The following is a 25421-nucleotide window of genomic DNA, read 5'->3' on the forward strand; positions in this document are numbered from 1 at the left end:
TAATTTTGGCTATGAGAGATAAGAATGAAGCAGTCTGAAGGGTTGGTGGGAGCAATTAAAGCTGAAATCAAGGTTCAGGGTTACACCTACAGCGATATTGCAAAAGAACTAAATTGCAGTGAGCGGACCATTAAGCGTCAGCTGGCTGAGGGTAGCATGACGCTTGATCGAATTGAGCGCTTGAGTGATTTTTTGAATACAACTATTGCTGACCTTGCTATAGCTGCAGAGCGAAGTGGCTTTCACAAAGACCAGTTAACGCGCGATCAAGAAAATGAACTCGCAGAAGATCTAACATTGCTTATGGTTGCGGTGAGCGTGCTTAGTGGCATGACTTTGGATGAGGTGGTTGATCGCTACAAAATCCCGCAGAATGTCGGCTTTCAGAAGTTGGCCATTCTAGACCGCTGGGGTATTCTAGACCTGCTGCCGGGAAATCGGGTTCGCTTAAGAGTGACTCCGAACTTCAATTGGATAAAAAACGGCCCTATTCAGCAGTTCTTTCAGAAAAGTGTTGAGCAGACATTCTTTAGCTCTAGATTTGATAAGAAGCATGAGGAGCTGATTGTGCTAAATGGAATTATGACTGATGCTTCCAATCTGGCCTTGCAGGAAAGGCTTAAGGAGGTGGCTAAAGAATTTAATCAAACATTGCGTACTGATTCCAAAAAGCCAATTAAGGAACGAAACGGAACAACCATGGTGCTTGCAGTGCGTAAGTGGCAGTTCGCGGGTTTTGATAACATAGGAAAGCAAAAGAAATGAAAAGCATTAATCCATCAAAATAGTTTGCCTTGGGTGGTGGCATAATGGCATTGCTTAATTTCAAAGTCCGATTAGGTGGGCCTGAGAAAAAAACAAATAACCTTGTAGGAAGCATGCAGACACCATGGGATTACTAATTATAGCTATAATTATGATATTTGAGGTGATCGCCTTAGTGGGTGTGACAATTCATTATATAGTTACAGATAACAGCATGTCAGTTGTAGAGAAATTAACTCTTCTCGTAGCAGCTGTGGTTTTGGCAGTCGCTCTTAAATATATAGATCTAGGCGGTAAATGTGAAGCAATGCTGGATCGGTTTGATAAGGCAGTAGCTGAGAGGGCTCGACGTAATGCTAAGCTCCGCCCTAGTAGCTGGCAGAACAATGCCGGATTAGCGCCAAGGGCAGAGCGAGTTAGTGTTATGTATGAAGATGGCAGCATTGACTGGAATGTGTGTACAAGAGGCTTAGATTTCTCGGCAACAGCAAAGCCAAAAATAGTTGAATTTCACGAAAAATCCGCTTGACAGTTTATTAAAAAGTGTTTTATTATATAAGGACACATCAGGGGCTGATTTGGTTTCGACATGAACGAGGCAGCTATTGATGCAAGCCGTGAGGGTTGGTGATCACGTAAACAAACGCTGACAAAGCATAGTCGCTGCTAATGACGACAACTTTGCAATGGCTGCCTAAGAAACAGCCCTGCGCTCCCGCCGCAAGTGCCTGACCGTTGCGGACTTTGGGGGTTCATTTTAGGATAGGCTCGCTGAAACGTATGTCCGATGCGGTTTAGCTAAAATAAACTGACCGGCAGACCCGCCGCTCAGTAGGACTAGGAACTTGTACTCTTTGTCAATTTGGCGGTACCTGATCCGAAACTTTTAAATTGACCAAGCTTGTGGATGAGTCGTAGTGAAATTTTTCGTGGACCCCGGTTCGAGCCCGGGCAGCTCCACCAAATTCCAAGGGTAGGTATTTACTTTATAAGTATTGCCTGCCCTTTTTAATGACCAAAATTTGTTTTCGCTTGAGGAAAATATTGTGAAAAATATCGCGAAAAATAAAAAGTCACGCTTTGATTATCAGTTATCTGATTACAAGGAGGCAGGCATCCAACTTGAAGGTTGGGAGGTTAAATCCCTGCGTGCTGGTCGTGTGCAACTAGTTGACGCTTTTGTTACGTTTCAGAATGGTCAGGCCTTTCTAGAGGGAGCGCACATCAGTCCTATGGATACTGCAAATACCCACACGGTAAAGAATCCAGTTCGCTCACGTAAGCTTTTATTAAAGCGCAAAGAAATCAATGATCTTGAATTCGCTGCTGACGCCAAGGGCTTTACGGTTGTTGTGACAGAACTTTATTGGTCTGAATTGGGGAAGGTGAAAGCGACAGTTGCTCTCGGCAAGGGTAAGAAGGTTCATGATAAACGCGCCAGCGAAAAAGCGCGTGACTTTAATCGTCAGAAGCAACAGCTACTAAAGGTTAGATGAGTGATTAAGAAAAATTTAACCACCCTGTTTTGTGCAACTTTCCTATTGGTCGGTTGCACTGATGAAGTCACAGAATTGCAGGAAAAGGCAAATCAAAATCATGCTGATACTGTAAACGAAATCACTTATTGGCATATTAATGAGCTAGACTCTTTTCGTAGTATGCTCGATATAAAGACACTGGCAGGAAAGGCTGATCGTTCAGATTTTCTAGCGCCTATGATTACAGTCACTGAGGCACAATTATCCCAGCCTAAGCCGGTGCTACTAGACCTCCAGTCAAAACTTTTAATATCACTCCAATCTTTACGAACAAAAGCTGAGCATTCGGAAAGTAGCTTTAATATAGCTTTAGCAAACCGAATTTCACGACTGTCGAAGGCCTGTGCTGATTATATGAATGATGACTGCACAGCATTCATAGCACAGCATCGCAGTAACGCAGAGCGCTGGAGGAATGATTTTTATACTTCAACTCATTGGAAACAAGTTGATCGGGATATTGGCATTCTCAAAGAGGATATGCAGAAGATTGGTAATGAATTAGCTCGCGAAGCCATTACGTTAAAGTCAGTGAATTTAAAGAAATAGCTACTTAACAATGAGATTTGAGAAACTTAAGATTATGAAGAAAGGCTTATATGCATCTGCAGTATGGATGATGGGTTTAACTACCCTTGTCGGTTGTAGTCAAGCACCCCCTGTATCGGAACCGGTGACTTATGAAGTGACCGATAATGTAAACCTGCAAAACCACATCAATACCCTACTTCCTGCTTTATCGGGTTACACTGAATCACTCGAAAGTGATATGTCGTTCAAGTCTAAAAAACTTGATAGCCAAATGTCTCAATTTAATCTTGACCCAAGATCAACCCGCTTGCCTGCCGATACCATGGCAAGCCTCTACAATGATCTAAAAGTAACCTCCGCGAAGTTTGCTATCGCTATTGATATGGAAGCTGAGGCTTTTGGTAAAAAGCTTAAGGAAGTAGCAGCCAAAGAGTATGAGGCATGTGAAGCACTAGGTGATACTAAGGCAATAGGCTGTCACCTTCGGATCGATCGAAAATATATAGTGACCCTAGAGAAATTTAATAGCGATCCTTATTGGCTTCTTATGAGAAAGGAAGCAAAACGTATTGACCTGATGGTGTCTGCATACAAAGATGCTGTTCATTATAAACAAAATCGATAGAGCTCCCTCATATGATTAATCGCTTTATATCTCATGACCTTATACCTGCGATCCAATTAACGTTAATTGCTTGGCTAGTGTTGGCCACTCCCTTCGCAGCCATGGCGGTCACAAATGATGGCACCGTTCCTAATCACGTACTGCAGCTAGGATCTGCGGGCCTCTTCATTCTGGCTGCAAGCATAGTATCGACCCTATGTAAGAGAGCGTATGTCGATTATGGGACCTCCCTTTGGGTCAATAATAAGGGTGAGATGCCTGCATCAGACAGGGTGAGCCTCCTATTTAAAGATGGAAAGATTTTGTGGAATGTAGAGGCTTCAGCATTTAACTTTTCACTTGATGCGCCCAACCCTATCAAAGAGTTTCACTGCAAGTAAACCCCCTCTAGATATTGAAAGTAATGGACTTTTGCTAATTTTTCATTATAATTATTATAATAGATTTTTATGTCGGAGTAACATTGAATGACCACAGCGATGGAAGCCGCTAAGCGCGCATTGGAATTGAGAACAAACCTTCAGAAATGGGCGCATGAGTATTATGTTGATGATGATCCTTCTGTCCCTGATTCTATCTATGATGAGAGCTTTCAAGAGCTACTGTCCCTTGAGCGGGATTTCCCCGATCTGCAAACACCAGACTCCCCTACTCAACGTGTGGGTGGCGCTCCTTTGGAGGGGTTTACTCAGGTAACACATGAAGTGCCCATGCTGTCGCTGGATAACGCATTTTCTGACGAAGATTTGCGTGACTTCCTAACGCGATGTGCAACCTCCTTAGGTATCCCAGTTAAAAAGCTTAAGTGGACTGCAGAGCCAAAGCTGGACGGTATCGCGACTTCTTTGCTGTATGAGGATGGCATTTTGGTTCGAGGTGCTACTCGTGGCGATGGCGCGGTCGGTGAAGACATTACACACAATGTCCGTACTATTAAATCCGTTCCACTTAGGCTGTCTGGAGAAAAAATCCCCAAACGCCTTGAAGTGCGTGGCGAGGCCTTTATGCCTATCCCTATGTTTGAACGAGTAAACGAACTGGCTAAGGAAAATAGCACTAAGGTTTTTGTAAATCCACGTAATGCAGCTGCTGGCTCTATGCGTCAGTTAGACCCTATGATTTGTGCAGAGCGCGGTTTGGCCTTCATTGCATATGGTGCTTATCAACCAGAAGGTATTGATCTGGGCGATACGCACAGTGAAACTCTCGATGTTCTAGAGTCCTTAGGCTTTAAGAAAAACCCAGATACTGTAACGTTTGTAGGCCTTGATGACCTTCAAGAGCAATACGATGCGATTCTTGAAAAACGTAATTCCCTCCCAATGGAAATTGATGGCTGGGTTGTAAAAGTTGATGCTTATGCGCAGCAAGAAGAGTTAGGCTTTATCGCGCGTGCACCTCGATGGGCTGTTGCACGTAAATTTCCTGCACAGGAAAAGCCAACTACGTTACTAGACATTGTTTTCCAAGTGGGTCGTACCGGTGCTGTGACACCCGTAGCGAAACTCGAAACGGTCTTTGTGGGTGGTGTAAATGTAAGCTCTGTAACTCTTCATAATATGGATGAGATTGAGCGCCTTGATATCGCAATTGGCGACACTGTTTTTGTTCAAAGGGCTGGGGACGTGATCCCCAAGATTACTGGTCGCATTAAGGGTGAAAAACGCACCCCAGTAGTAGCGCCAGAGACCTGCCCTGCTTGTGGTTCACATACATACCGCGAACCTGATGAGGCTGTTCTTCGTTGTACAGGCGGGGCTTCATGCGATGCGCAAATCATTGAGTCATTAAGTCACTATGTTGGCCGAAAACAGATGAATATCGACGGCCTCGGTGAAAAACTTTTAGCAACCCTGTATACCGAAGGCTTGGTGAAAACGTTACCTGATATCTATCGTTTAGATTTTGACAAGGTTGCCTCGCTAGAGGGTCAGGGTCAAAGATCGGCAGAAAAACTGCAGAAAGCGATTGAGGTGTCTAAGGAGACAACTCTCGCCCGCTTTATTGCATCGCTCGGCATCCGTACGATTGGAGAGCAGTCCTCCAAGGTGCTGGCGAAGCATATGAAGTCCTTGGAAGTGATTCGTGGTGCAAGTTTGACAGAGATTATGGCGCTACCTGACTTTGGTCCGATCACATCCGCTTATGTGAAAAATGCCTTTGGGTCTGAGCACTTCAATGAAATGGTTGATGAGTTAATCGCATTAGGGGTTTATTGGCCTGATGAAGAAGAGAGTTTAGATAATTCACTGGAAGGTCAGACTTGGGTATTGACTGGCAAGTACCCTACCCTAAATCGTTCTGCTCTGAAGGCATTCTTGGAAAACAAGGGTGCAAAAGTGTCTGGCAGTGTTTCAAAAAACACAACTGTTGTAGTTGCTGGTAAAGATGCTGGTAGCAAGCTGACTAAGGCGCAAGAATTAGGTATTAAGGTCATCGGTGAAGATGACGTGAAAGCTCAATTTGAAGGAGAAATCTGATGGGTCAGAATAAGTGGACAGACATTAGTTTTTTTAGCTTTCCTGCAGATGAGAGCGGGTCACGCATGGGTTGCTGTGACGGCTATTTGATTGCAATCACCCAATACGGGAAGGTCTATCGATCTGCAATCTCTGATGACGCGTTCATTGAAATGAATTTAGCAAGTACTACTGATGAGCTAAGAGCTATACTTTTAAAACACTGTAAGCTCGAATTGTCTGCAAATGATCTAAGTTCAAAGCCATTAAAGCGTATGCTTAATGCTCCAGAAGAGCTTTTACAAGATCCTTCTGCCCAAGCCTCATTCGATGCTGAACAATTTCGACCGGGCCAGCCCGTGGATGCAGGCATGGGGAACTTCGGCTTCTTTATTGGCACGTTCTCTACGCGTGAGATGTTGCCACTTAGTCTAATGAAGCGAGAGCAAAGCGAAGTAAAGGTGACTGCACAAGAGATGGCGGATATCATCAACAATAATGGTTTGGACAAGATTGAATTGTCAGTTGTTGAAGGTGTGGGTCTGGTGGTGGAGCATATTGGCTTTAAAAATGGTGGAAGCTTCACAATTGTTTGTAAAGGCGATCCCATGATCGAGTCCCTTGAGATGGACGATACGACGTATTTTATCGACCGTAATATTTAATAAGTGTTACGGTACGTCTTATTGGTTGAATTTAAATAATTGATGGTTTAGGGGTAACTAACATGGAATGCATCTCTACAAACTTACTTCAAAAGTGCATAAATACTCTTCTGAGGTATGGGGTGGTTGTCCCGGATGTTGTATCAATGAATAAAGTACTCATGTCTGGCAAGAAAACAGCCGAGAGCTTCTTGGATACCTTATCTAGCTATAATCCGGATGGTGATCCAACTGAAAGCTTTGATACCGCTGATAGGGAAGTTCTTTGCCAGACAGTGATAGAATATTTTCTGGGTAGACAAGAGCTCTATTACGAGGGTTGGCCTTGCAATATGCACTCGGATCAGTATGTTGCATCGTTCTACAAACAGCTACAGGAAGCGATTAAGGCTGAAGGTTGGACGTTGAATCTTTAAGTTCTAGTCATTAGTACTTGAAGGTGGCTAACGTGATATGCCTTTCCACCAAATAATCGTGAAAGTCAGAAGAATATAATGATGCGCAATTAAACCATGTACTCTGAATTAGGGGATTTATAGGCAATGGCTGATAAACATTCATACATCAAGCTTACTGAGCAAGACTTTAAGGCTCTCATCTCGGGTGGACAAGTAGATAAGTTGGATACTAACGGGCATCAAGTTCACCTTATCTTGGAAGATATGGGGTACGACCGTATGCAAACAGCCGTCACCGATGAAATTATGGGCTCCGATGATGGGGCTGAAAATCACTAAGCTGATTAAGGATTTAATAAGAAAATAGGATCAAGGCTGGTGTGCGGTTTTTGGTTCTTTAACTTTCTTGCAGGCTAATACTCAAAGGGAGCTATTAAAGCTCCCTTATTCCGCTTGCGGGCTTTATTTGGATATCCTATCCAAATACTCTGCCCACATGGATTCATCCTTCTCATCTAGAGTAAATCCAAGCTCCAGAATGCGTTCCTTCATTCTCTTGCAGTCATCTGGGTTACAGTCATCGAACGTTTCGATTTGGAAAGGCACATCAATGTGAATGTAATCCAAAGTTGCCTTAACGGTTTCTTCACCTGCTTTGAATATTTCATTCAGTTTTTCAGCGTTCTCTTTGAGTACCCATGAATCAATATCTCGGATAAAAACAGCGCCATCCGTACCCTCATCAACTATCATCTCTTCGATCATGCGGACGATATCGTTTCGGGTGTATTTGGGAATAAAGCTTTCAAGTAAGTCGGTAATATCACTAAAAGATTTACCCTTAAAAGGGATCTCCTCTCGGCGTCTACTCCCACCTTTAGTTTCAGGATAGTGATTAACGTTGATACTTGAAATGAAACCACCATCTGCAAGATCTTTGATAGATGCTAGTAGGCTATGCTCAATAATTAATAGCTCCTCAATACTTTCATCTTCGAGATCAAAGACAAGCATGCCACTGTTAATGGTATTGAACGATGTGTACTGCTGCGCATCAAGGATAATGTTTTCTTTGAGGTCAATAACAACCAAACCATAATCATACGGTGCACAAGCGCCCGCTGTAGGGGTTAAATAGTACTCCTCATGTTCACCTGACTCTACAGAGTCATACCATTGCTTTAGGTATTCTTGGATATAAATAGGGTCTTTTTTAAATAACTTTGCATTTGTGACGAAAAAAGGGAGTGGATTTGTCCAACGACACATCTTGTGAACCGTTCCATCTTCTTCTCGCAATACAACATTGATTGATCCGCCCATTGATACTCCTAGCGTTAGACATTGAAATAAAGGCGTGTTGGCGCCCAATTGATAAATTAAGATGCAAATTTACTAACCTTTTCAATAAAAGTGCTCGGCTGGAAAGGTTTCACCATGTAATCGTTAACCTTTGCGGAAAGGCACCGCTGCACGAAAGATCGATTAGCATTAGCTGTTAGCATTAAGAATGGAATTTTTGCTAAACGTTCATGGCCTTTAACTGCTTTCAGGAGCTCATAACCATTCATGACAGGCATATCCCAATCGCAAATAATGAGATCAACCCTGCCGGATTTGAGCCTGCTAAGAGCTTGTTGACCATTCTCACATTCAACAATACGATTAGCGCCCATATGCTTTAAGAACTTCTTGGTTATGGCGCGCATGGATGGCATGTCATCAACCACCAATATTGTGGCATTTGCTATTTCAGGTTTCATTTTTATACATTAAGCTTTAAATATTGATCCAATTACTATAAGGTAAAATAATACAAATTACAAAAATGGAACAAACATGACTGAAAAAAATGCTCGCATTCTTCAACTTGAGCAGGAGAACGAACGCCTAAAAGCTCATAATAACCGACTTGCCTTGCGCTCTGAATCACTAATGGAGGTGCTGGCTTTCTATGCTGACCCTGACAGCTACTTCGCTGTAAGCTTTATGGCTGATAAGCCCGCTGGGAAATTCAGTGAGGATATGCGAGAAGTGTTTGATGGGCTTCGAACAAAGCAGGTCCCGGGTAAGCGAGCATCTGAAGCCCTCATGAGTGCGTACAATACAGGTGACTATGTAGCCATTGACACTACGACGCGTCGATTGTTTGATGATGCCGCGGAAGAGCGCTTGTATGAGATGTTAAGTCAGTTTCAGATGTATGTTGATATTGTTGCTCGTAGTAGTAATGGTGATGCTGACTACATAAATAAGAACATCAATCAGTGGCTAGCGCAATATGTCCCTCACCTATTCACTCCTAGTGAGGAAGTTGAGGATGATACAACAGAAATTGAATACAAATACCTCATCACAAATCCTGAATTTATTGAGTCGGTAACTGAAGAAAAATACCCTGTTAAGCATATTACCCAAGGATACTTGGGTGAGAATAATGGTTTTGTTTATCGAGTTCGTCTTTCCGAAGAGAATGGGCGCAAAACAGGATACTTTACAATCAAGAGCACTAATGCGGGGATTGCTCGCCGCGAATTCGAATGGATGGTTCCGCCAGAACATGTTGAATTCCTACTTTCTACTTGTGAGAGCTTATTGATTAAAGACAGGTACATGGTTCGTCTGGGCGGCGAGGTCTGGGAAGTAGACAAGTTTGCTGACAAGGGTGGGCTTGTAACGGCTGAGTTGGAAGTCCCAGATGAAAATTATAAGTTTGAGGTACCGAGTGCGTTTGGTCCCGTTGATGTGTCTAATGAACGCGAAATGTCGAATCACAATCTCTCTCAGCTAGAACTTATGGATGTGATGGCGTTGGTTAATAGGCTAACTGGCTTGTATCCAAGTTAAAGTTTAGTATTTCCCCCTCTAATTAAAATGCGTTATAATTAATGTAACGCTATTAATCAGAGGGCCACGATATGGTTTATTGGAGTAAAGAATCTTATCACTTGCGTAGCGCCATGGCCTTCTCAGTGTTCAGTTTGGTCGGTGCTATTGCAGTGGCGGTTGAATTCTCTTTAGGCCGTGCTTCATTTATCTTTGTAGGGCTTTTCTTAATCGGTTCTGTAATGGGATCAGTCAGCCTTTACCGCGGATATAAACAAATAATCGAAAAGCGGAGTTTACATGCCCAGCGAGAGCAAAGTGCGCCTTCTGTCCGTCAATCCCGTATATAGCAGCAAGGATATATTCACCCGCCCGCCGGTTTATGAATGTGCCTATGGGATTTCGCACAACAACGGTAATGCGTCGCTAACACATGAATTTTCATTGAAGCAATCGCTTGCTGGTTGGGTGGCAGTATTACCTGAATGCCCAGCAGCAGAAAAAGAAACACCGCAAGAAGCAGCTGAGAAATTAGCTGACAATCTTGAGAGATTGGCAAAGGCTATTCGCAAAGGGCAATACAACCAGCTTGATTTTACCGCTTGATCGTTTTATAAGAAGCATTCACAAGGAGATAACTGATGCGTGAGTTAGTCACATTTAGACATTCTGATATGCAAAACTGTGTGGATTTTAAAGCACCTAAAGAGCAACAGCTTGAGCAATATTTGAGTGTATTGTCAAAACTTAAAGAGCTTTGCGATAAGCAAGTTGAGCTCCTTTACGCTGCGGAAAAGCTAACGAAGACTGCTGTCAAAGACGGACGATCACGCATTAATAGTGCTATCCATGATTTACACCGAGTTGGTGTGCGGGTTAATGACCTCATCGGCAACACAGAGAAATCCGATTTTCATCTGGAAATGTATTATGCAGACCCTTCAGTGCATTCGGCCGCAGGCATGCTAAAAAAAGCAGAAAAGCTGGCAAAAAAATCCAACGTTGATCTAGAGGGGCTTGAGATGAAGGTTATCCGCCCTATCTGTGAGCTTGCAGCAGGCTATAAGGATACTTTCAAAGAGTTAGATCAGATGGCAGGAAAGGCCTTAGAGGATCGCTTAGCGGCTCAGGCTGCCCGCAAAGAAAATGGTGTGAGTGCTGTCTACACGTCAAATAAAGATGATCGCCAACATGTCATTGTGCAGGCTCGTTCCATGGCACAGCCTTGCTGGGAATCGATCAAGGCTTATGAGGAGCGCCATATTGATATGGCCATCATGCACTTTGAGAAGATTGAAGATACATCTGCTCTTTCTGCTGAAATGAAAGAATTCAAAAAGGATCTACCGTGGGCGAAGGCCTATATGGGTATTAATAAAATTTTCCAGTATACAATGGATGGTGACTATATCCTCCATGAAGATGCACAGGAGATGAAGGAAGCTGAAGGTAAGCAGTTCGCTGATATGATTTGTGATAAGTTTGCTTACAAGCAGGCCGCAAAACTGGCTCCTCTGCTTAAGCACTCGCCGCTTAAGTCACTTGAAGGTTCGGCCTCTTATCGTGATGGCATGCTGGATGCGCGCGTTAAGGTTGCACTCGAAAATGGCACATCCTTCGATTTAAACTCCCAAGTGGTTTACGGATTCTCAAGTGGTGGTAATGCCTTCCAACGCTACCCAACGACATTCCATAATGTGGACTTGGGTGATGGTAAGGTGCATGCGATGTTGAGTGAAGAAGAGATGCATCAGGCCCTTAATCCTGAAGAGGATAGTCCCAGCCTGTCCCGTTAGTCTTCTTAAGAGGGGGTGTCGGCACCCTCTTCTCTTATCTGATATCCAGAATCGATTAAGATGATCTCAGCACCTTGCTGCCTTAGTGGATGAGCCTGTATACAATGGCTGTCCGGTTTGTACCAAAGCTGCCCCTTGGGGGCTTTGATAATCACATCAGGAGATTTGCTATAAATGGAAGCAAGGGCTTCACAGGCTATGAGTAGTTGCTTGGAGTGTTTATTTAAAAGCTTGGGTGGAACTGAGGATTCAACGGTAAAAGTCACCTCATGGGCATTAAAGAAGCCACCAGAGACACCCCTAGCTCCATCCCGCCAGAAAATGAAATGCTCTGATAATTCACTGTACGCTATAGAAAAGCTCTTCTTCATCTCTACTTCACTCCTGTTTAAGTATCATACAATGATATCTCAGAGAGTGAAAGTTACCTGCTTTCGCAGAAGTGTGGGCGAGTATTAAAAGTGCTGCCTTAGTAAGGGATTTGAATGTCGGCCTTATTATGAGAATAGGGTATTTTAGGCTTAAGGTGCTTATGGTATAATTAGTAATAACTAATCTAGCGGTGCTTTATGGCAAGCGCTTAGGTATAGGTTCGAGGAATTAAATATGACAGTAATTGCCACATCAAAAATAGCATCTGACACAGGTGTTGAGAACGATATAAATGCACCGCGCATTATTTTGGTAGCTGGGGTGGCTATTGGCACTGCACTCAATCAAAATGATGCTAATAGCATATGCATGCACCTAGATGCATATTTTGATGAGAGTGGGATTAAAGAAGAGAATATAAATCTTGAGGCAATCCTCGCGCTTCGCCAAGAGGCAACTGAGAACGCTCCATCCCCCTTTAATAGCGATCATATTGAAGAAATTCAGTCTGCTTATAAGCACCAGCAAGACGAAAAAGCTATAAATTCCAATCTGCTCAATGAAGTTGTGGCGAATCAATCCAGTCCTGTAAAGTTGCAACCTAATATCTCCGACACTGGCACAACACAAACCCTAGATCAGCAAAAAGGTGCACGCGAAAGTTTTCTTGCAGATCTAGAGGTTAATCCTGAGTATATTGCTACTCAAAAAGAGAAGAAGAACAATAAGAATAGACAAAGGGATAATGATTCATCCCTAACGGTTTAGATTGAAAGAGCCCTAGTGGCTCTTTTATTTATTTATGTTATAGTAATGAAAATCCAGAGATTTTCAGATGAAAAATAACAAAAAGGCGCCAGAAAGGGACTCCCTGTTACCTACTCAGAGGCTGTCGGTTACACGCGGCCGTCGAGCTGACCTGTTTGCGTACCTATCCGCACCTATTGCCAAATCCCATGATAATAAAAAAGGACAAAAATCATGACAGCACCAAACAGAATCTATTATCTGCGCACCAAAACTCAGCCTCACTTTTATGTTAGTGCATTGCATGGCGTTTGTTACACTTCGTTTGTGACTGAGGCGGATAAGGCTCACGCCCTTGAGTTGGATGTTATGAATATTGAACTTCTGCAAACTGTCGAAAAGATCACAAAGACGCACTTAGAATTCATTGCCGGAGAAAGTCAGTTGCTAGCAAGCTAATCTTCGATTAGCCTCACTAGTATGCTTATCCCGTGGGGGTTTAGTCCTTGTGCAGACCATTTAGGAGGAAATCGACCATGACCATCATTCATGACGATGCGAGCCTCAAGCTCTAATATCTCACCATCCTCGTATTCAACGATCATAGTGCAGTAGCTGTTATCGATTTTTTGAAAGTTAGGAAGGCGTACCTCTTTGATCACTTTAGACGTTGGAGTTGGCTGCCTTCTTTTAAACCAATCCTGTGATCCTATTTCAAATCTATATTTAGTCATGCCGCTGATTATAGTCAGCAATGTCAAAAAATCAAGCAATAATATAACAGAAATAATTGACAGCCAAATCCTTATTATTTACATTGTGTACATAAGTTGTAAAGGTTAACAATTATGGGCAACCAAAAATACACAGAGGAGCGCCTCTGTGAGGTAATTGGTGTATTCCTGCAATATGGATACAACAAGACTTCCTTAGAAATGATCGCAAAAGCACTGGATGTATCACGGCAGACCCTCTACTTGCGCCACGGCAATAAACAACAGCTGTTTAAGGACGCTATCAACTACTGTTTCAATCTCAATTATGAGTCCAGTAAGGAACTAATGAGGCAACCAGTCAGTAAAGAGCTGTACGTGCAGCTATTTGACGGTTGGTGCGGCCAGTACGTGGAGTTGTTTCAAACCTCCCCTTATGCGGAAGAGATGCTGACAGCAGGTCAGACTCATGCAAAAGAAATCATTCAAGCACATACGGAGCGATTCCTAGATGCCCTATCCTGTCACTTAATCAAAGGCGGTTATGAAAATCCGGAAGAACTGGCAGAAGTTATCTATTGGGCATGTAAGGGGTTTGCGAGGTATGCAGAAACCCGTGCTGAATACGTTGTACAACTAGAACGCTTTATGGACGCCATTCTCTAAATCAAACCTAACAAAATAAGAATAATAAACATGAAGAAAACAATACTGGCAATACTAATAAGTGCAACCTTAACTGGATGTGTGGCGCCTAAGGCATTTAAAAGTGGAGATGCAGCGAACCAATTAATTAAAAGCACCCAGTTAACTACAGATAATTCATTCTCAGAACAGGCTAGCACTGCCGCATGGTGGAATCAGATTAATGACCCTGCGCTACAAAGCCTCGTTGAGAAAGCACTGAAAGCCAATTGGAATATTCGAACAGCTTCCGCTCGACTTGAAGGTGCAATGGCTTCAAGCCAAAGAGTGGCGTTAGATCAGGATGTTTCACAATCAACTAGCGGTAGTGTTGCGCGAATTAAGAGTCCTTCTGCACCCAGTGGGTACGATGATCAAATTGGCCTTAACTACCAAATAACGTGGCAGGCAGATTTTTGGAATAAGTTGAGTGCTGGTGAGGCTATAGCTCAAGCACATTCAATGGTAGCACTATATACTCTAGAAGACGTTCAGGGCATTGCGGTTGCAAACGTTGCTAAGCAATATATTGCTTACAAGGGTATGCAGGAGCGGATACGCATAGCCAATGGCAACGTCAATAACCAGAAGGAAACTGTACGACTGAGTCAATTGCTTCTAGAAGCGGGTATTTCTAGTGAGCTGGATGTGGTTCGCGCAAAAGCTCAACTGGAGCAAACTAAAGCATCTCTGGCCACCCTAACGTATCAGCTTAATTCTGTTGAGCGATCGCTGGAGATCTTAACTGGGACGCTACCCGGAGAGCTTCAAGCGTACTTAATAGGCTCGACAGGGATTCCGAACCTCCCTAAAGTCATCAACATTGGTAATGTATCTGAACTACTTAGTAATAGGCCAGACATCAGGATTGCTGAGGCACGCCTAAAGGCGCAATATGCTAACTACAATATAACAGTCGCTGATCAGTATCCAAGCATCACGTTTGCTGGAAGCGTTGGCTACTCCTCTACAAATTTGGCAGATCTTAGTCTCAATGCACTAACGGGGAGTATAGGACCAAGCATACAGTGGCGAGGATTGAATCAAAGCCAAATTAAAACAGAGCTTAAACAAAAGGATGCGCTGATCAAAGAGGCTTCAATTGGATTTGACCAAGCAATGCATGCTGCAGTTAGTGATATTCAAAATGGACTCGATAATTTCAAATCTCAACAAGAGAGGCGTGTCCATTTAGCGAAAACAGCTAAACTTAGTCAGAAAGCAGCCTTGATGGCAAAAGAGCGATATAAGTTAGGCACTGATGCCTTTATCGACGTGCTCCAAGCTGAAGCAACAAGGCTGGCTGCGGAAGATGCCTTGGCGCAAAGTAATATCACCACAGCCCAGAGCGTGATCCAAATTTATGAAGCACTTGGAAATTCTATCCAGTGAGAATGGGGGCTTCCGGGCCCCTTTCCTTTCTTTACAATTCTTTGCAAAAAGCCTATCTAATTTTTGGAACAAATTGATTTAAAATTCACTCTTATTATGACGAAAATTAATATGTACTCTATTCACAAGTATTTCAGCAGGAGAATTTGGATCTAACATGCAAAAAAAAGACAAGGCACCTAAAGGTTTTTCATTACTTGCACGATCTATCCATTGGGTTACAGCATTAGCTGTAGTCGGATTATTTGGATTGGGTTTTTGGATGGTGGAGCTGGATTATTACAATGAGTGGTATCAAACAGCACCAGAGCTTCATAAGTCAATCGGCTTAGGCCTGTTTGGCTTAACACTGTTCAGAATAATCTATGTATCGCTAAAGCCAACACCTTCAATTGAAGGTTTTAGGTTCGAAAGGATTGTAGCAAAATGCACACATTTGGGACTATATGTATTGTTGCTAACTATATTTGCCTCGGGGTACATGATTTCAACCGCGGATGGTCGAGGAATGGAATTCTTTGGTTTATTTGAAATCCCTAGTGCAGGGGAGTTCATTGAAAACCAAGAGGATGTAGCAGGTGCCATACATGCCTATGCCGCATGGGCATTAATCGGGTTTGCAGGGTTACACGCTTTGGCAGCTTTAAAACATCACTTTGTAAACAAAGATAACACTCTCAAGAAAATGATAGGAAATATCAAATGAAAAAACTGATCGCAGCAACACTTCTTACTGCCGCTACACTAACGCCAACCATGGCATCTGCAGCGGACTATATTATTGACACAAAAGGTGCTCATGCATCTGTAAACTTCAAGGTGCCGCATTTGGGCTACAGCTTCATCAAGGGTCAGTTCCGTGATTTTGAAGGTTATTTCTCTTACCAGAAGGACCAGATCGAGCTGTCAAAGATAACGGTGAATTTGGATATTACCAGTATCGACAGTAACCACTCCGAACGTGATAAGCACCTCAAGGGCAAAAAGTTCTTGGATGCTAATAAATACAGCACAGCTGTATTTGAAAGCAACAAAGTAACTGATCTTGGTAATGGCAAACTCAAAGTTGAAGGTACACTCTCCATGCGGGGTCAATCTAAACCTTTAGTGATAGACGCAGAATTCATTGGGGAAGGTAAAGATCCATGGGGCGGATACCGCGCAGGGTTCATGGGTGCAGCTAAAATCAACTTTGAGGATTACGGCATTATCGTGATGGGGCCAAGCAGCTATGCTGAACTAGAGTTGCATATCGAAGGTATTCGAAAATAAGATTCATGCTTAATAAATAAAGCCTCCTAGTTGGAGGTTTTTTATTGCACAAAGGGTTTGATGTAATCAAATAAAGCTGACAGGATTTATCAGGCAATAAAAAAGGCTTACATTTAGAAGCCCATAAATATCAATAGGATGGCGGAGGGATAGGGATTCGAACCCTAGGGCCCTCTCGGACCGCTGGTTTTCAAGACCAGTGCTTTCGACCACTCAGCCATCCCTCCGCAATGTTTTAATATAGTACTAATTGCTTGCCTAAATTGCAATACCTCTTATAAAAAATATTGCAATTTTTGGTGCACATGGAGGGACTCGAACCCTCACGCTCTTACGAGCACCACCCCCTCAAGATGGCGTGTCTACCAATTCCACCACATGTGCAAATAAGTAACTATATCAGTAAGTTAACTAATGCGATCGACCGTAATCGAAAAGTATAGCCTTTCAGCTGCGAGATTTTAAGTCTTGCGTATTCACCGAATCCGCCATGGTCGCGTTATCATCTTACTGCAAGCTATTTTACATATAAAATTAGCCAATGCAATATTTTTCTTTATATTTAATGGCATTTCTCGATATATGGGCACTCGCAATACCTTAACTTAGCCACCGGACAGGCGTATAATAATAAGTTACATATAGGAGGGTTCTTAATGTATCAACTTCGCGACCGAATCGCATTAAATCTCATAAAAAGCATGGCCAAGGACCAGAAAAAATGGATTTTTTGCTTAAGTATGTGTGCTATCCCTTTGGCCTTTTTGCTGACATATTATTGCCAATTGGATTTCAAGAATGAGCTGCAGCACATGATGATTAGTGTAGTGGCTATTTTCTTGGCAACTTTCATTGGATATGCCGTTCTTTGTAAATTTCTTTCCCCAGTGAAGGAGGGTGATAAGGAGATGAGTGATATCGAGGCTAGTGGTATTTTGATTGCGGGCACCATTATATCGGGATTATTGTTTGTAGGATTGCTCTTATTGGTTGAACTGACAGGAAATTCAAAGATCGAATCGCAAATAAGGTGGAATATTGAGCAATATTCAGCGACCCATCCCAATCATCCTGTTTCAGACAAATTGATCAAAATTTGGAAATATGGGACCCATAGGGACTATATTCGATATTCTTCATCATTTGAGCATGGTGAGTATGAAATTGAGCCTATTGGGGCAAGATTTCAATCCGCCTTGCTTGAATTTGCATATCGATTAAGGGCTCCATCTCCAACTCTTTATCAAGCAATGAAGGATAAGGTTATTACTAGCTATGAGCTGCATACTTTCTTAAATAATGAGCCTAATCACCCTATAGTTCCATGGGTATATAATGAACTTCATACCCCCTGCCCCAAATATTATCATGACACTAATATTGAGCTTAAGAAACAGTGCAACTTTTACAACCGTGATAATAAGGTGATGTTTGATAAAATACCCAACCTCGTGGTGTATTAGCCCCTCATTGCTCGGAGAGGCTGTTGGCATCAGATTTACTCTGTAACTGGATCGACAAACGGCTTAACCCTACCCTCCTCCAGTGCTTTTAGTGCACTATCCACACTTGATCGACCCCTTGGGTCTGAAGGTAATTCTTTAGGTCCTTGCCCATTACATTCAATAGCGACACCCATTGGTAAGTATTCCTCACATTGCCGAGCTAGGACTAGCCTATCAAGGCCTATAGCCCAGCCAGTGCCTTCCAGATAAGACCCTCCTCCCGCGATTTGCTTTTGAGCACCTAATGCATCGCATTCCACTTCATAGCCGTTAGAGGTGTAATAGCCAAGCCCTCGCTTGACTGAATCGACGAAGCGACATTTCAGATCCGCGAATAGCTCCAGCACTATCTTGAGCGTATCAATCGCCTCCTGCCGGTAGGCGCCTATATCACGGCCCCCAAGTATCTCGATGCCAATCTGCGTGAACTCCCTATAGCGCCCCATCTGCGGTTTTTCATAGCGGTAACAGCGATTGATATAAAACACGCGCTTTGGTTTCTTTTTGTATTCAAAAAACCACCTTCCACGAAATTGCTCTTGGAGAATGCCGGTAACTTCAGGGATTAAGCAGCAATCTCGATTACTCTGATCTTTAAATTGCCACATCTGTCGTTGCAGTTCTTGTCCTGTCTTTATGGAGAAGGTATCAAGGTTGTAAATAGAGGGAACAATAACCTCTTCAAAGCCAAGGTCAATGAAGACAGCTCCTTATCTCCATCATGGTTTCACTGAAGAGTTGTGCTTCTTTGCCAGTTAAAATGCGGGTACCTTTAAGCATGATTAATCTCCTATGTTAAGCTGCTTGGTTTTGCATTAAAAATTGGAGGGTAGGACGGGCTTCGAACCCGCGGCTTCCTCGTTCACAGCGAGGGGGTTTGACCAGCTAAACTACCTACCCTTTTGCCTTGGCGGAAGGTGCAGGATTCGAACCTGCGGACCGGGACGATACCCGATCGCCTCATTTCGAATGAGGAGCTTTTAGCCACTCAGCCAACCTTCCTAAACATGGTGCGCCCGGAAGGGGTCGAACCCTCAAGCCTCACGGCACTGGAACCTTAATCCAGCGTGTATCCCAATTCCACCACGGGCGCTCTCAACTTTGGGGTGTATGACGGGGCTCGAACCCGCGACCGCCGGAATCACAATCCGGAGCTCTACCAACTGAGCCACATACACCACAATTTGGCGGAAGATGAGGGATTTGAACCCTCGGAGCCATTTCAGACCCGCACCCTTAGCAGGGGTGTGCTTTCGACCACTCAGCCAATCTTCCTTTGTATGGTGCGCCCGGAGAGACTCGAACTCTCACGACTTGCGTCACTGGAACCTAAATCCAGCGTGTCTGCCATTCCACCACGGGCGCGAATCTGGCGGTGAATGAGGGATTCGAACCCTCGGAGCCTTTTACAGCCCTACGCCTTTCCAAGGCGCTGCCTTCGACCACTCGGCCAATTCACCTCTACTCTTTTTGGTGCCAACGGAGAGACTCGAACTCTCACGCCCCTAAGGGCACCAACGTTTGAAGATGGCGTGTCTACCAGTTCCACCACGTTGGCACTACATTGAGGGAGCTACATCACCCTCACCTACATAAATTGGTGCGCCCGGAGGGGTTCGAACCCTCACGCCTCTAGGGCAGCGAGACTTAAATCCGCTGTGTCTCCCAATTCCACCACGGGCGCAAAACCAATGGACTGTAGTTGCTAAGCTACATGTCGCTATCTGGAGGTAGGTGCGGGATTCGAACCCGCGGACCCTCGCAAAAGAGCCTCCTGATTTCAAATCAGGCGTTTTTGCCCACTCAACCAACCTACCTACAATCTGGTGCGTCCGGAGGGAGTCGAACCCTCAAGCCATTCGGCACTGGAACCTAAATCCAGCGTGTATCCCAATTCCACCACGGACGCACATCAACTTTGGGGTGTATGACGGGGCTCGAACCCGCGACCGCCGGAATCACAATCCGGAGCTCTACCAACTGAGCTACATACACCACAATTTGGCGGAAGATGAGGGATTCGAACCCTCGGAGCCCTTTCAGACTCTCACCCTTAGCAGGGGTGTGCTTTAGACCACTCAGCCAATCTTCCTTAAACTTTTTCCAGCCCACAAACGCAAAAACCGGAAGCTTTTAACGGCTTCCGGTTTTTTGGTCTAACTCGGAAGCCTGTCGCTTCCGGTTTTGCCTAGGGCTTAATCGGAACGACTATCGGGCACGCAGATGCGAGCTTAAGCTGTCATGTGACAGTAAGCTGCTAGAAACTGATGCGAGTAAGATAGTCATTTCAAATAAATCCTAAAAATTCTGTAAAATGTGATAATAGAAACAATCTTATAATACGTTTTAAGTCCTGTCAATAAAAAATATTATAATTTATGCAGAAAGTTTCAAATCTTCTTCTTTTTCCATATTTTGCTGTAAAGCATGTTTGTTAATATACGTGTCTACAAGCCCTTCCAGCTGCTGCTCTACTGGCGTGCTTTCCATGTAGTCGGTTAAAGTCTTGCCAGTAAATGTCTCAACCAAATTAAACTTGTCTTCACCTGTTTTAAGGGCGTGATTAAAATAGGTACCCATTTGCGTTCTTAACGTAAGAACCATTGCATTCATAGTTTTGGCAGGGCTATCACCTATAATTGTACTGTGGGCGCTAGAGTTAATCCCAAAATCACGCTCAAGAACGTTAAAGCGGAAACTGTCGTAATTAAAATTAGAGATATCTTTAATAAGATCTCCGTCTTTGTTGGCTTCATTGATAGCTTCGGTACTCATTGATTCCAAATGTGGAGTGCCAAGAGCAATTCCATCAATCTTCCCACTCTCCGTGAAAATCATGCCCAATTGGTATCGGAATGCTTCCCAGTCGCCTGTTTTGCTACTTTTGCTTACAAACGAGATGCCAGTATCTCCAAATCTTGGTGCTACTGGATCAAGGCCTGAGATTTTAGACATGTAGTCTGCATCTTCAAATTGAAATGACTCAAGATGTGCAACCAATTCATTAAGATGGTTTTTAGCAATATTCTTACACATGGATGAAAGTGTATTGGCCATCCCTTTCGTATCGAGCTGGACTTCAACACCTTCGCTCAACGACCCTGATGAGAAATGCATAAAATCCTTCAGGGCAACAGTTATTGGCGTATAGCCTTCATGGGCTGAAGATGTTGACCTCATATGACTGATTGCCGCTGATCGAGACATCTTGTCGCGAATAAAGACATGCTTGTCAGTTAGGGAGATGCAGATTTGAGGATCACTAAAACGGGAGTAATTAAAATTAGGATCATCCACGATGTCCTCTATTACCTCTTTTAAGGCATCAATATCCCTTGTTGCTTTCTGTAGGGAGTAGATAGACTGATACAGTCGTGGATAGTTGGAAGCAAAACTCATAGCGGCCACCTTGGTGTGATTAATTACTCTAATTATATCAAGTAATAGATATGTTATGAATATTTAAATCTGTTATAATATATAAATAGATTAAGTGCGAGGAATACTGCCCATGGCTCGACCACACGACCCTAACAAAGAGATGCTTTTCGCTGGGCATTTGGACTTTATTGCACGAGATGGCAATTTTGTAGATCTCGTTGACCATTCATTTTACAACAACCATGATACCCATAGTCGGGAATATGATGGGTTAATCCAAAACAACTTATTTACTCGTGCTTATAATGCGATACAAGGACAGTCCGATTTAAGTGTACATAAAGAATTGCAGGAAGCGCTTAAGGGTGACGGCCTTCGTAGAATTGGACTCCAAATTGAGCCAAGCGTTGACTTTATTGAAGCGTTAGAGAAACTCAAACAAGAGAATAGTTATCAAGCCGCATACCATCCACATGAAATAACTTGCGAATTTATGCAGAATGGCAAACCCCTATTTAAATTCATAGTTACTAGCAATAGTAAGATTGACTCTTCACTGTCTTATGTCAGGGATCTTGCAGCAAAACCTAGTATTCCCCATCAATATGACGGTCAAGTCGGCTTGGCTGATGGCCACAAGCGTATACCCATCTCTGTTTCAGCAGCTAATGTTGGAGAGGCTCGGAAAAAAGTTTATGAATGGGTTAGAGAGCATGGTAAGCCAGAATGGACTGATCGCCTAAGTATAGCAATTGCAATAAATCCAGCCTCTAAAGCTCAACACAAAACCCTTTCTGAGCCTGATTGTGAAGGTTTCAGTACTTATGCAACATTTAACTATGCGACAGCATTTGACAACAGTCGAGCTCTTCGCCGTGATGTTCAAAATATGATTCGAAAAGATGGCACTATTAACCCTGATCGTCTTCGTACCTATCTCAGCAATGCAAATCATGAGGACCTGTATGGTATCAACAAGCAAAATGAGGAAGTTGGTTCGGTATTAAATCTGACGGAGTTAACATATTTCTTGCAGCAACTTGAGGGTGGAAAGGATCAGGAGATTCAATTCTTTCAGCCGACAGATACTTTGGATCAAATGGCGCCACTCGTAAAATCACTTGATCGCCCTTCAGAGCTTGTAAAGGCTGTTTCAAAGTTTATTGAGATGCCCACTGGTATTTTTAGTGAAGAAAAATATTTCAACCAGATGGATCGATTTCAGCATACTCAAGCTAAAAACATGATGGCTACAGTGACGAAGGCTGCTGACGATGACGGGCTGTTGTTCCGGAGAAATATCACTCTTCATAACGAAAAATATTATGCTGATCCTATAGCATTACGTGATGCAATAAAGGCTGAGGTTAAAGTTAATCAAGATTTCGATCGCTCGATCGCCTTAAGTTAATGCGTAAACTATAAATTAAAGCCCGGAATATACCGGGCTTTTCAATGAAAGCCTTAAGGGTGTAATAGATTTTTGCTTTCCGATTTTAATTTCGAAAGGCTCCCTTTAAATACTGTATCACCTACCCCAGTAGTGATGGCAATCACCGGCTCATAATCCAAACTAAATTCTGATTTGTTGGGAAAGCTAATATCAACCAAATATACGATATTGCCCTTGTAATTAGAGTTTAAATCAAGCTGTGAGATAAAGTCTTCAGTACCGCTATAGAATTCAGGCTTACTTTTATACTCAGAACCTCCGATTTTAACGGTTATTTGGCTCTTATGATCTTCGTAAATATCAAACCTATTATACAGTGCTGCAGTAAATGCAATCGCATACTTATCAATCCCGTAAGCGAATTTTAGATCGGATTCCTCGCAGCCTAAATTGCTAGCGCATTCGGATCGGACACGTATGCGTTTATCAGAGCCAAGACATCTAATAGGAAAAGGAATGATGTGCTTGGAAGCATCTAGGATGGAATCAATAAGAAACCCTAAGTCACAATCATAATGTATATAAACGCCTGAAAATGCCTCTCCCCTCTTATTAAGGAAGCGGATAGTGGCCGGGGTCGACATAAATAATCTCCTAGAAATATCTTTTGTTAAACAGCCGTAGATTAAGGGCTATTTTTTAGAGGTCATCTTATGCGCAACAAAAGCGGTAAATACAAAGTTACAAAAGCAACGTAGCGCAATAAACAGGACGGTACCAGTAATGACGAAAGTCGGCAGGCCTCCTAAGACCCAGCCATACCAGTATGACCCACCGTTATTCGAAATAGTGTAAAACTCAGCAGGTGGGTCAAATACCCAGCCAAGCATGGATAAAATAAGTAGGAGTCCATCAATTAAGCCATCCCAAAATCCCGACACCTCAGCGCTCATTTGAAAAACCTTTCGGCGTAATCTAAGGCCGCATATAGGGCAGCCATAAAGATACCAACTCCTGCCACGCAGCCCCAAAAGAATGCATAACCAGAACCTAGCGCACCCAGAACAAACCCTAGATTGTACCACGCTCCATTGTTATAGGCGGCAAACAACGTCATGCTGCTATCAAAGAAAGAGCCAATCAGAGCAAACAGGATGATTAACCCATGCCATAGTCCATGCCAGAAGCCGACCTCCTCCATGGAGGCCAATTGCTCGGGGGGAACGCGATCGGCACACCCAACGAGGAGTAGTAATGAAAATATAGAAATTAATTTTATCATTTATCCAATACCGACCCCGTTGCTAGCGGAAGTACTGGCCAATCATGATCTGACCGCCCTTTCGGCCGACAATGTATTGATCATGGCTTTTGCGGCCGTCGTTGTGCACATAGTGGATGTTTAGAATGCCCGTAGGGCGAACATTGAAATTCTCCGCTGTAGTGCCATTAAAAATTGAAGGCTGATACGATCGAGTTATTTCATCCACATAGATACGGCGAATTTGTTTACCTGCAAAGCTTTTGCGAACATAATCCTTGATACCCTGCTGATCCTGTTTTCCGACATAGTCAAAATCGAACATTTGGATCAGTGCTTGAAAGTCACGAGCACCGAAATTGTTGAGGTACTCAGAAGTAAAGTCACGGTGGTTTGATGCTGCAGACACAGCAGATGACATGAAAGCACCTAAAAATAGCGCCATAAGGATCTTTTTCATAATATTGCCCACTTGTTATTTATTGTTATAGTAATTCATTTACTCTTTTTGTTCAATTATCGAACACAAAAAAAGCCGGGGCATGCCCGGCTTTTTATATTTATCGCAGAGTTTATTCAGCGGGTGCTGACATATACTCAATCGCTGCTGTGTAGTCTTCATCATCGCAAGTCACACAAGTGGCTTTAGGGGGCATAGCGCCTTTACCGGATTTAACGGTAGTCAGCAGGGTTTCCATGCCTTGTTCGTTGATAGCAGCCCACTTTTCAGAGTCATGAGAAACTGGGGCCTGCACCAGACCTTTCTCATGGCAACCTTTACAGTGCGCATCGTATACAGCCTGACCACTTTCAAAGTTAGCCGCCTGAGCGGTAAAGGAAGTGGCAATCAGTGCAGAAGCTAAAAGCAGTTTTTTCATCATTTTTTCTCCAAGGGTTACAAAGTCATTCGTGATTTCAAAAGGGCTTCGCTAGGTTTTGTAAGTCGACTTTCACGCCTGAATTGCTCCTGCAGTTCGCGGCATCGCGCTTCAGATGCAGCACGGAATTCAGGGCATCTGAGATCTTCTCTTGCTTTAGCCATTTCCTTCCGCATCTCTTCTGTGATAATCATCTTTTAAAACCTGAAAGTATCAATAC

At 43.3% G+C, this 25421-nt stretch carries 33 protein-coding genes, 15 tRNA genes, 1 other RNA gene and 1 pseudogene; 23 read left to right on the forward strand and 27 right to left on the reverse strand.

Annotated elements, in window-relative coordinates; genetic code table 11:
• Positions 1-24: 24 nt before the first annotated feature.
• From ACMXYT_RS17615 to ACMXYT_RS17665, 11 genes are all read left to right on the forward strand, one after another.
• Entirely contained in the window at positions 25-765 is a 741-nt protein-coding gene (locus tag ACMXYT_RS17615) for a sigma factor-like helix-turn-helix DNA-binding protein (RefSeq protein WP_415912937.1), read from the forward strand.
• A gap of 124 nt (positions 766-889) precedes the next feature.
• Positions 890-1294 (forward strand): hypothetical protein, encoded by a 405-nt coding sequence (locus tag ACMXYT_RS17620; RefSeq protein ID WP_415912938.1) that lies wholly within the window; start codon positions 890-892, stop codon positions 1292-1294.
• Between the two features lie 40 nt (positions 1295-1334).
• Positions 1335-1728, forward strand: a transfer-messenger RNA (tmRNA) gene (gene ssrA, locus ACMXYT_RS17625).
• 83 nt (positions 1729-1811) lie between these two features.
• Positions 1812-2261, forward strand: coding sequence for an SsrA-binding protein SmpB (smpB, locus tag ACMXYT_RS17630; RefSeq protein ID WP_415912939.1), 450 nt, complete (start codon positions 1812-1814; stop codon positions 2259-2261).
• Positions 2262-2852, forward strand: coding sequence for a hypothetical protein (locus tag ACMXYT_RS17635; protein WP_415912940.1), 591 nt, complete (start codon positions 2262-2264; stop codon positions 2850-2852).
• 34 nt (positions 2853-2886) lie between these two features.
• Positions 2887-3459, forward strand: a complete 573-nt coding sequence (locus ACMXYT_RS17640; RefSeq protein ID WP_415912941.1) for a hypothetical protein — start codon at positions 2887-2889, stop codon at positions 3457-3459.
• Between the two features lie 11 nt (positions 3460-3470).
• The gene (locus tag ACMXYT_RS17645) at positions 3471-3839 is read left to right on the forward strand and encodes a hypothetical protein (RefSeq protein WP_415912942.1); all 369 of its coding nucleotides are present in this window, start codon (positions 3471-3473) and stop codon (positions 3837-3839) included.
• A gap of 87 nt (positions 3840-3926) precedes the next feature.
• Entirely contained in the window at positions 3927-5939 is a 2013-nt protein-coding gene (gene ligA, locus ACMXYT_RS17650) for an NAD-dependent DNA ligase LigA (RefSeq protein WP_415912943.1), read from the forward strand.
• Complete coding sequence (locus ACMXYT_RS17655; protein ID WP_415912944.1) at positions 5939-6583, forward strand: hypothetical protein; 645 nt, start codon at positions 5939-5941, stop codon at positions 6581-6583. The genes ligA and ACMXYT_RS17655 overlap by 1 nt, the downstream gene beginning before the upstream one ends.
• A 146-nt stretch (positions 6584-6729) precedes the next feature.
• Positions 6730-6999, forward strand: coding sequence for a hypothetical protein (locus ACMXYT_RS17660; RefSeq protein WP_415912945.1), 270 nt, complete (start codon positions 6730-6732; stop codon positions 6997-6999).
• Positions 7000-7125: 126 nt separating this feature from the next.
• Positions 7126-7320, forward strand: a complete 195-nt coding sequence (locus ACMXYT_RS17665; RefSeq protein WP_415912946.1) for a hypothetical protein — start codon at positions 7126-7128, stop codon at positions 7318-7320.
• Positions 7321-7443: 123 nt separating this feature from the next.
• Here ACMXYT_RS17665 and ACMXYT_RS17670 read toward each other — a convergent pair whose 3' ends face one another.
• Positions 7444-8304, reverse strand: coding sequence for a hypothetical protein (locus ACMXYT_RS17670; RefSeq protein ID WP_415912947.1), 861 nt, complete (start codon positions 8302-8304; stop codon positions 7444-7446).
• Positions 8305-8360: 56 nt separating this feature from the next.
• Positions 8361-8744, reverse strand: coding sequence for a response regulator (locus ACMXYT_RS17675; protein ID WP_415912948.1), 384 nt, complete (start codon positions 8742-8744; stop codon positions 8361-8363).
• A 76-nt stretch (positions 8745-8820) separates the two neighbouring features.
• On the opposite strand from ACMXYT_RS17675, the gene ACMXYT_RS17680 reads away from it, so the two are divergent.
• From ACMXYT_RS17680 to ACMXYT_RS17695, 4 genes are all read left to right on the forward strand, one after another.
• A complete protein-coding gene (locus ACMXYT_RS17680) occupies positions 8821-9828 on the forward strand; it encodes a hypothetical protein (RefSeq protein WP_415912949.1) in 1008 nt (335 codons plus the stop codon).
• 71 nt (positions 9829-9899) lie between these two features.
• Positions 9900-10157 carry a hypothetical protein gene (locus tag ACMXYT_RS17685; RefSeq protein ID WP_415912950.1) on the forward strand — a complete coding sequence of 86 codons (258 nt, stop codon included), beginning with the start codon at positions 9900-9902 and terminating at the stop codon, positions 10155-10157.
• Positions 10108-10413 carry a hypothetical protein gene (locus ACMXYT_RS17690; protein WP_415912951.1) on the forward strand — a complete coding sequence of 102 codons (306 nt, stop codon included), beginning with the start codon at positions 10108-10110 and terminating at the stop codon, positions 10411-10413. The genes ACMXYT_RS17685 and ACMXYT_RS17690 overlap by 50 nt, the downstream gene beginning before the upstream one ends.
• Positions 10414-10448: 35 nt before the next feature.
• Positions 10449-11603, forward strand: a complete 1155-nt coding sequence (locus tag ACMXYT_RS17695) for a hypothetical protein (RefSeq protein WP_415912952.1) — start codon at positions 10449-10451, stop codon at positions 11601-11603.
• A gap of 5 nt (positions 11604-11608) precedes the next feature.
• Here ACMXYT_RS17695 and ACMXYT_RS17700 read toward each other — a convergent pair whose 3' ends face one another.
• Positions 11609-11974, reverse strand: a complete 366-nt coding sequence (locus tag ACMXYT_RS17700; RefSeq protein WP_415912953.1) for a hypothetical protein — start codon at positions 11972-11974, stop codon at positions 11609-11611.
• A 235-nt stretch (positions 11975-12209) separates the two neighbouring features.
• On the opposite strand from ACMXYT_RS17700, the gene ACMXYT_RS17705 reads away from it, so the two are divergent.
• On the forward strand, positions 12210-12743 hold the full coding sequence (locus ACMXYT_RS17705; protein WP_415912954.1) for a hypothetical protein: 534 nt from the start codon (positions 12210-12212) through the stop codon (positions 12741-12743).
• Between the two features lie 213 nt (positions 12744-12956).
• The gene (locus ACMXYT_RS17710; RefSeq protein ID WP_415912955.1) at positions 12957-13181 is read left to right on the forward strand and encodes a hypothetical protein; all 225 of its coding nucleotides are present in this window, start codon (positions 12957-12959) and stop codon (positions 13179-13181) included.
• On the opposite strand, the gene ACMXYT_RS17715 is transcribed toward ACMXYT_RS17710, so the two are convergent.
• The gene (locus ACMXYT_RS17715) at positions 13178-13456 is read right to left on the reverse strand and encodes a hypothetical protein (protein ID WP_415912956.1); all 279 of its coding nucleotides are present in this window, start codon (positions 13454-13456) and stop codon (positions 13178-13180) included. The two genes, ACMXYT_RS17710 and ACMXYT_RS17715, sit on opposite strands and share 4 nt — an antisense overlap.
• Positions 13457-13570: 114 nt before the next feature.
• On the opposite strand from ACMXYT_RS17715, the gene ACMXYT_RS17720 reads away from it, so the two are divergent.
• From ACMXYT_RS17720 to ACMXYT_RS17735, 4 genes are all read left to right on the forward strand, one after another.
• Positions 13571-14101 (forward strand): TetR/AcrR family transcriptional regulator, encoded by a 531-nt coding sequence (locus ACMXYT_RS17720; RefSeq protein WP_415912957.1) that lies wholly within the window; start codon positions 13571-13573, stop codon positions 14099-14101.
• Positions 14102-14131: 30 nt separating this feature from the next.
• Complete coding sequence (locus ACMXYT_RS17725; RefSeq protein ID WP_415912958.1) at positions 14132-15511, forward strand: efflux transporter outer membrane subunit; 1380 nt, start codon at positions 14132-14134, stop codon at positions 15509-15511.
• Between the two features lie 157 nt (positions 15512-15668).
• On the forward strand, positions 15669-16217 hold the full coding sequence (locus ACMXYT_RS17730; RefSeq protein WP_415912959.1) for a cytochrome b: 549 nt from the start codon (positions 15669-15671) through the stop codon (positions 16215-16217).
• A complete protein-coding gene (locus ACMXYT_RS17735) occupies positions 16214-16783 on the forward strand; it encodes a YceI family protein (RefSeq protein ID WP_415912960.1) in 570 nt (189 codons plus the stop codon). The genes ACMXYT_RS17730 and ACMXYT_RS17735 overlap by 4 nt, the downstream gene beginning before the upstream one ends.
• 139 nt (positions 16784-16922) lie before the next feature.
• On the opposite strand, the gene ACMXYT_RS17740 is transcribed toward ACMXYT_RS17735, so the two are convergent.
• Positions 16923-17010: transfer RNA gene (locus ACMXYT_RS17740), tRNA-Ser, on the reverse strand.
• A gap of 70 nt (positions 17011-17080) precedes the next feature.
• Positions 17081-17167, reverse strand: a tRNA-Leu gene (locus ACMXYT_RS17745).
• Between the two features lie 272 nt (positions 17168-17439).
• On the opposite strand from ACMXYT_RS17745, the gene ACMXYT_RS17750 reads away from it, so the two are divergent.
• Positions 17440-18246 (forward strand): hypothetical protein, encoded by an 807-nt coding sequence (locus tag ACMXYT_RS17750; RefSeq protein WP_415912961.1) that lies wholly within the window; start codon positions 17440-17442, stop codon positions 18244-18246.
• A 200-nt stretch (positions 18247-18446) separates the two neighbouring features.
• Here the strand turns inward: ACMXYT_RS17750 and ACMXYT_RS17755 are convergent.
• The 15 genes and pseudogenes from ACMXYT_RS17755 to ACMXYT_RS17825 form a co-directional block, all read right to left on the reverse strand.
• Positions 18447-18986, reverse strand: a pseudogene (locus ACMXYT_RS17755) (ATP phosphoribosyltransferase regulatory subunit); the annotation flags it as partial.
• A 125-nt stretch (positions 18987-19111) separates the two neighbouring features.
• Positions 19112-19188, reverse strand: a tRNA-His gene (locus tag ACMXYT_RS17760).
• A gap of 8 nt (positions 19189-19196) precedes the next feature.
• Positions 19197-19290 (reverse strand) — tRNA-Ser (locus ACMXYT_RS17765).
• Positions 19291-19296: 6 nt separating this feature from the next.
• Positions 19297-19381, reverse strand: a tRNA-Leu gene (locus tag ACMXYT_RS17770).
• 9 nt (positions 19382-19390) lie between these two features.
• Positions 19391-19466 (reverse strand) — tRNA-His (locus ACMXYT_RS17775).
• Between the two features lie 7 nt (positions 19467-19473).
• A tRNA-Ser gene (locus tag ACMXYT_RS17780) sits at positions 19474-19563 on the reverse strand.
• A gap of 6 nt (positions 19564-19569) precedes the next feature.
• Positions 19570-19653, reverse strand: a tRNA-Leu gene (locus ACMXYT_RS17785).
• 5 nt (positions 19654-19658) lie between these two features.
• Positions 19659-19748, reverse strand: a tRNA-Ser gene (locus ACMXYT_RS17790).
• 11 nt (positions 19749-19759) lie between these two features.
• A tRNA-Leu gene (locus ACMXYT_RS17795) sits at positions 19760-19846 on the reverse strand.
• Between the two features lie 40 nt (positions 19847-19886).
• Positions 19887-19972 (reverse strand) — tRNA-Leu (locus ACMXYT_RS17800).
• A gap of 41 nt (positions 19973-20013) precedes the next feature.
• Positions 20014-20105, reverse strand: a tRNA-Ser gene (locus ACMXYT_RS17805).
• Positions 20106-20112: 7 nt separating this feature from the next.
• Positions 20113-20197 (reverse strand) — tRNA-Leu (locus ACMXYT_RS17810).
• Between the two features lie 10 nt (positions 20198-20207).
• A tRNA-His gene (locus ACMXYT_RS17815) sits at positions 20208-20283 on the reverse strand.
• A gap of 7 nt (positions 20284-20290) precedes the next feature.
• Positions 20291-20380, reverse strand: a tRNA-Ser gene (locus tag ACMXYT_RS17820).
• A 284-nt stretch (positions 20381-20664) separates the two neighbouring features.
• A complete protein-coding gene (locus ACMXYT_RS17825) occupies positions 20665-21687 on the reverse strand; it encodes a hypothetical protein (protein ID WP_415912962.1) in 1023 nt (340 codons plus the stop codon).
• A 112-nt stretch (positions 21688-21799) separates the two neighbouring features.
• On the opposite strand from ACMXYT_RS17825, the gene ACMXYT_RS17830 reads away from it, so the two are divergent.
• Positions 21800-23080 (forward strand): hypothetical protein, encoded by a 1281-nt coding sequence (locus ACMXYT_RS17830; RefSeq protein ID WP_415912963.1) that lies wholly within the window; start codon positions 21800-21802, stop codon positions 23078-23080.
• A gap of 53 nt (positions 23081-23133) precedes the next feature.
• On the opposite strand, the gene ACMXYT_RS17835 is transcribed toward ACMXYT_RS17830, so the two are convergent.
• The 6 genes from ACMXYT_RS17835 to ACMXYT_RS17860 form a co-directional block, all read right to left on the reverse strand.
• Positions 23134-23706: a hypothetical protein gene (locus tag ACMXYT_RS17835; protein WP_415912964.1), complete on the reverse strand. Its 573-nt coding sequence runs from the start codon at positions 23704-23706 to the stop codon at positions 23134-23136.
• Between the two features lie 48 nt (positions 23707-23754).
• Positions 23755-24015, reverse strand: a complete 261-nt coding sequence (locus tag ACMXYT_RS17840; RefSeq protein ID WP_415912965.1) for a hypothetical protein — start codon at positions 24013-24015, stop codon at positions 23755-23757.
• Positions 24012-24263: a hypothetical protein gene (locus tag ACMXYT_RS17845; RefSeq protein WP_415912966.1), complete on the reverse strand. Its 252-nt coding sequence runs from the start codon at positions 24261-24263 to the stop codon at positions 24012-24014. The genes ACMXYT_RS17840 and ACMXYT_RS17845 overlap by 4 nt, the downstream gene beginning before the upstream one ends.
• A gap of 103 nt (positions 24264-24366) precedes the next feature.
• Complete coding sequence (locus ACMXYT_RS17850; protein WP_415912967.1) at positions 24367-24783, reverse strand: hypothetical protein; 417 nt, start codon at positions 24781-24783, stop codon at positions 24367-24369.
• 112 nt (positions 24784-24895) lie between these two features.
• Complete coding sequence (locus ACMXYT_RS17855; protein ID WP_415912968.1) at positions 24896-25204, reverse strand: c-type cytochrome; 309 nt, start codon at positions 25202-25204, stop codon at positions 24896-24898.
• 14 nt (positions 25205-25218) lie between these two features.
• Positions 25219-25395, reverse strand: coding sequence for a hypothetical protein (locus ACMXYT_RS17860; RefSeq protein WP_415912969.1), 177 nt, complete (start codon positions 25393-25395; stop codon positions 25219-25221).
• Positions 25396-25421: the final 26 nt, after the last annotated feature.

This window comes from Neptuniibacter sp. QD37_11, from assembly GCF_047778105.1.
In the GTDB taxonomy this organism is placed as follows: domain Bacteria; phylum Pseudomonadota; class Gammaproteobacteria; order Pseudomonadales; family Balneatricaceae; genus Neptuniibacter.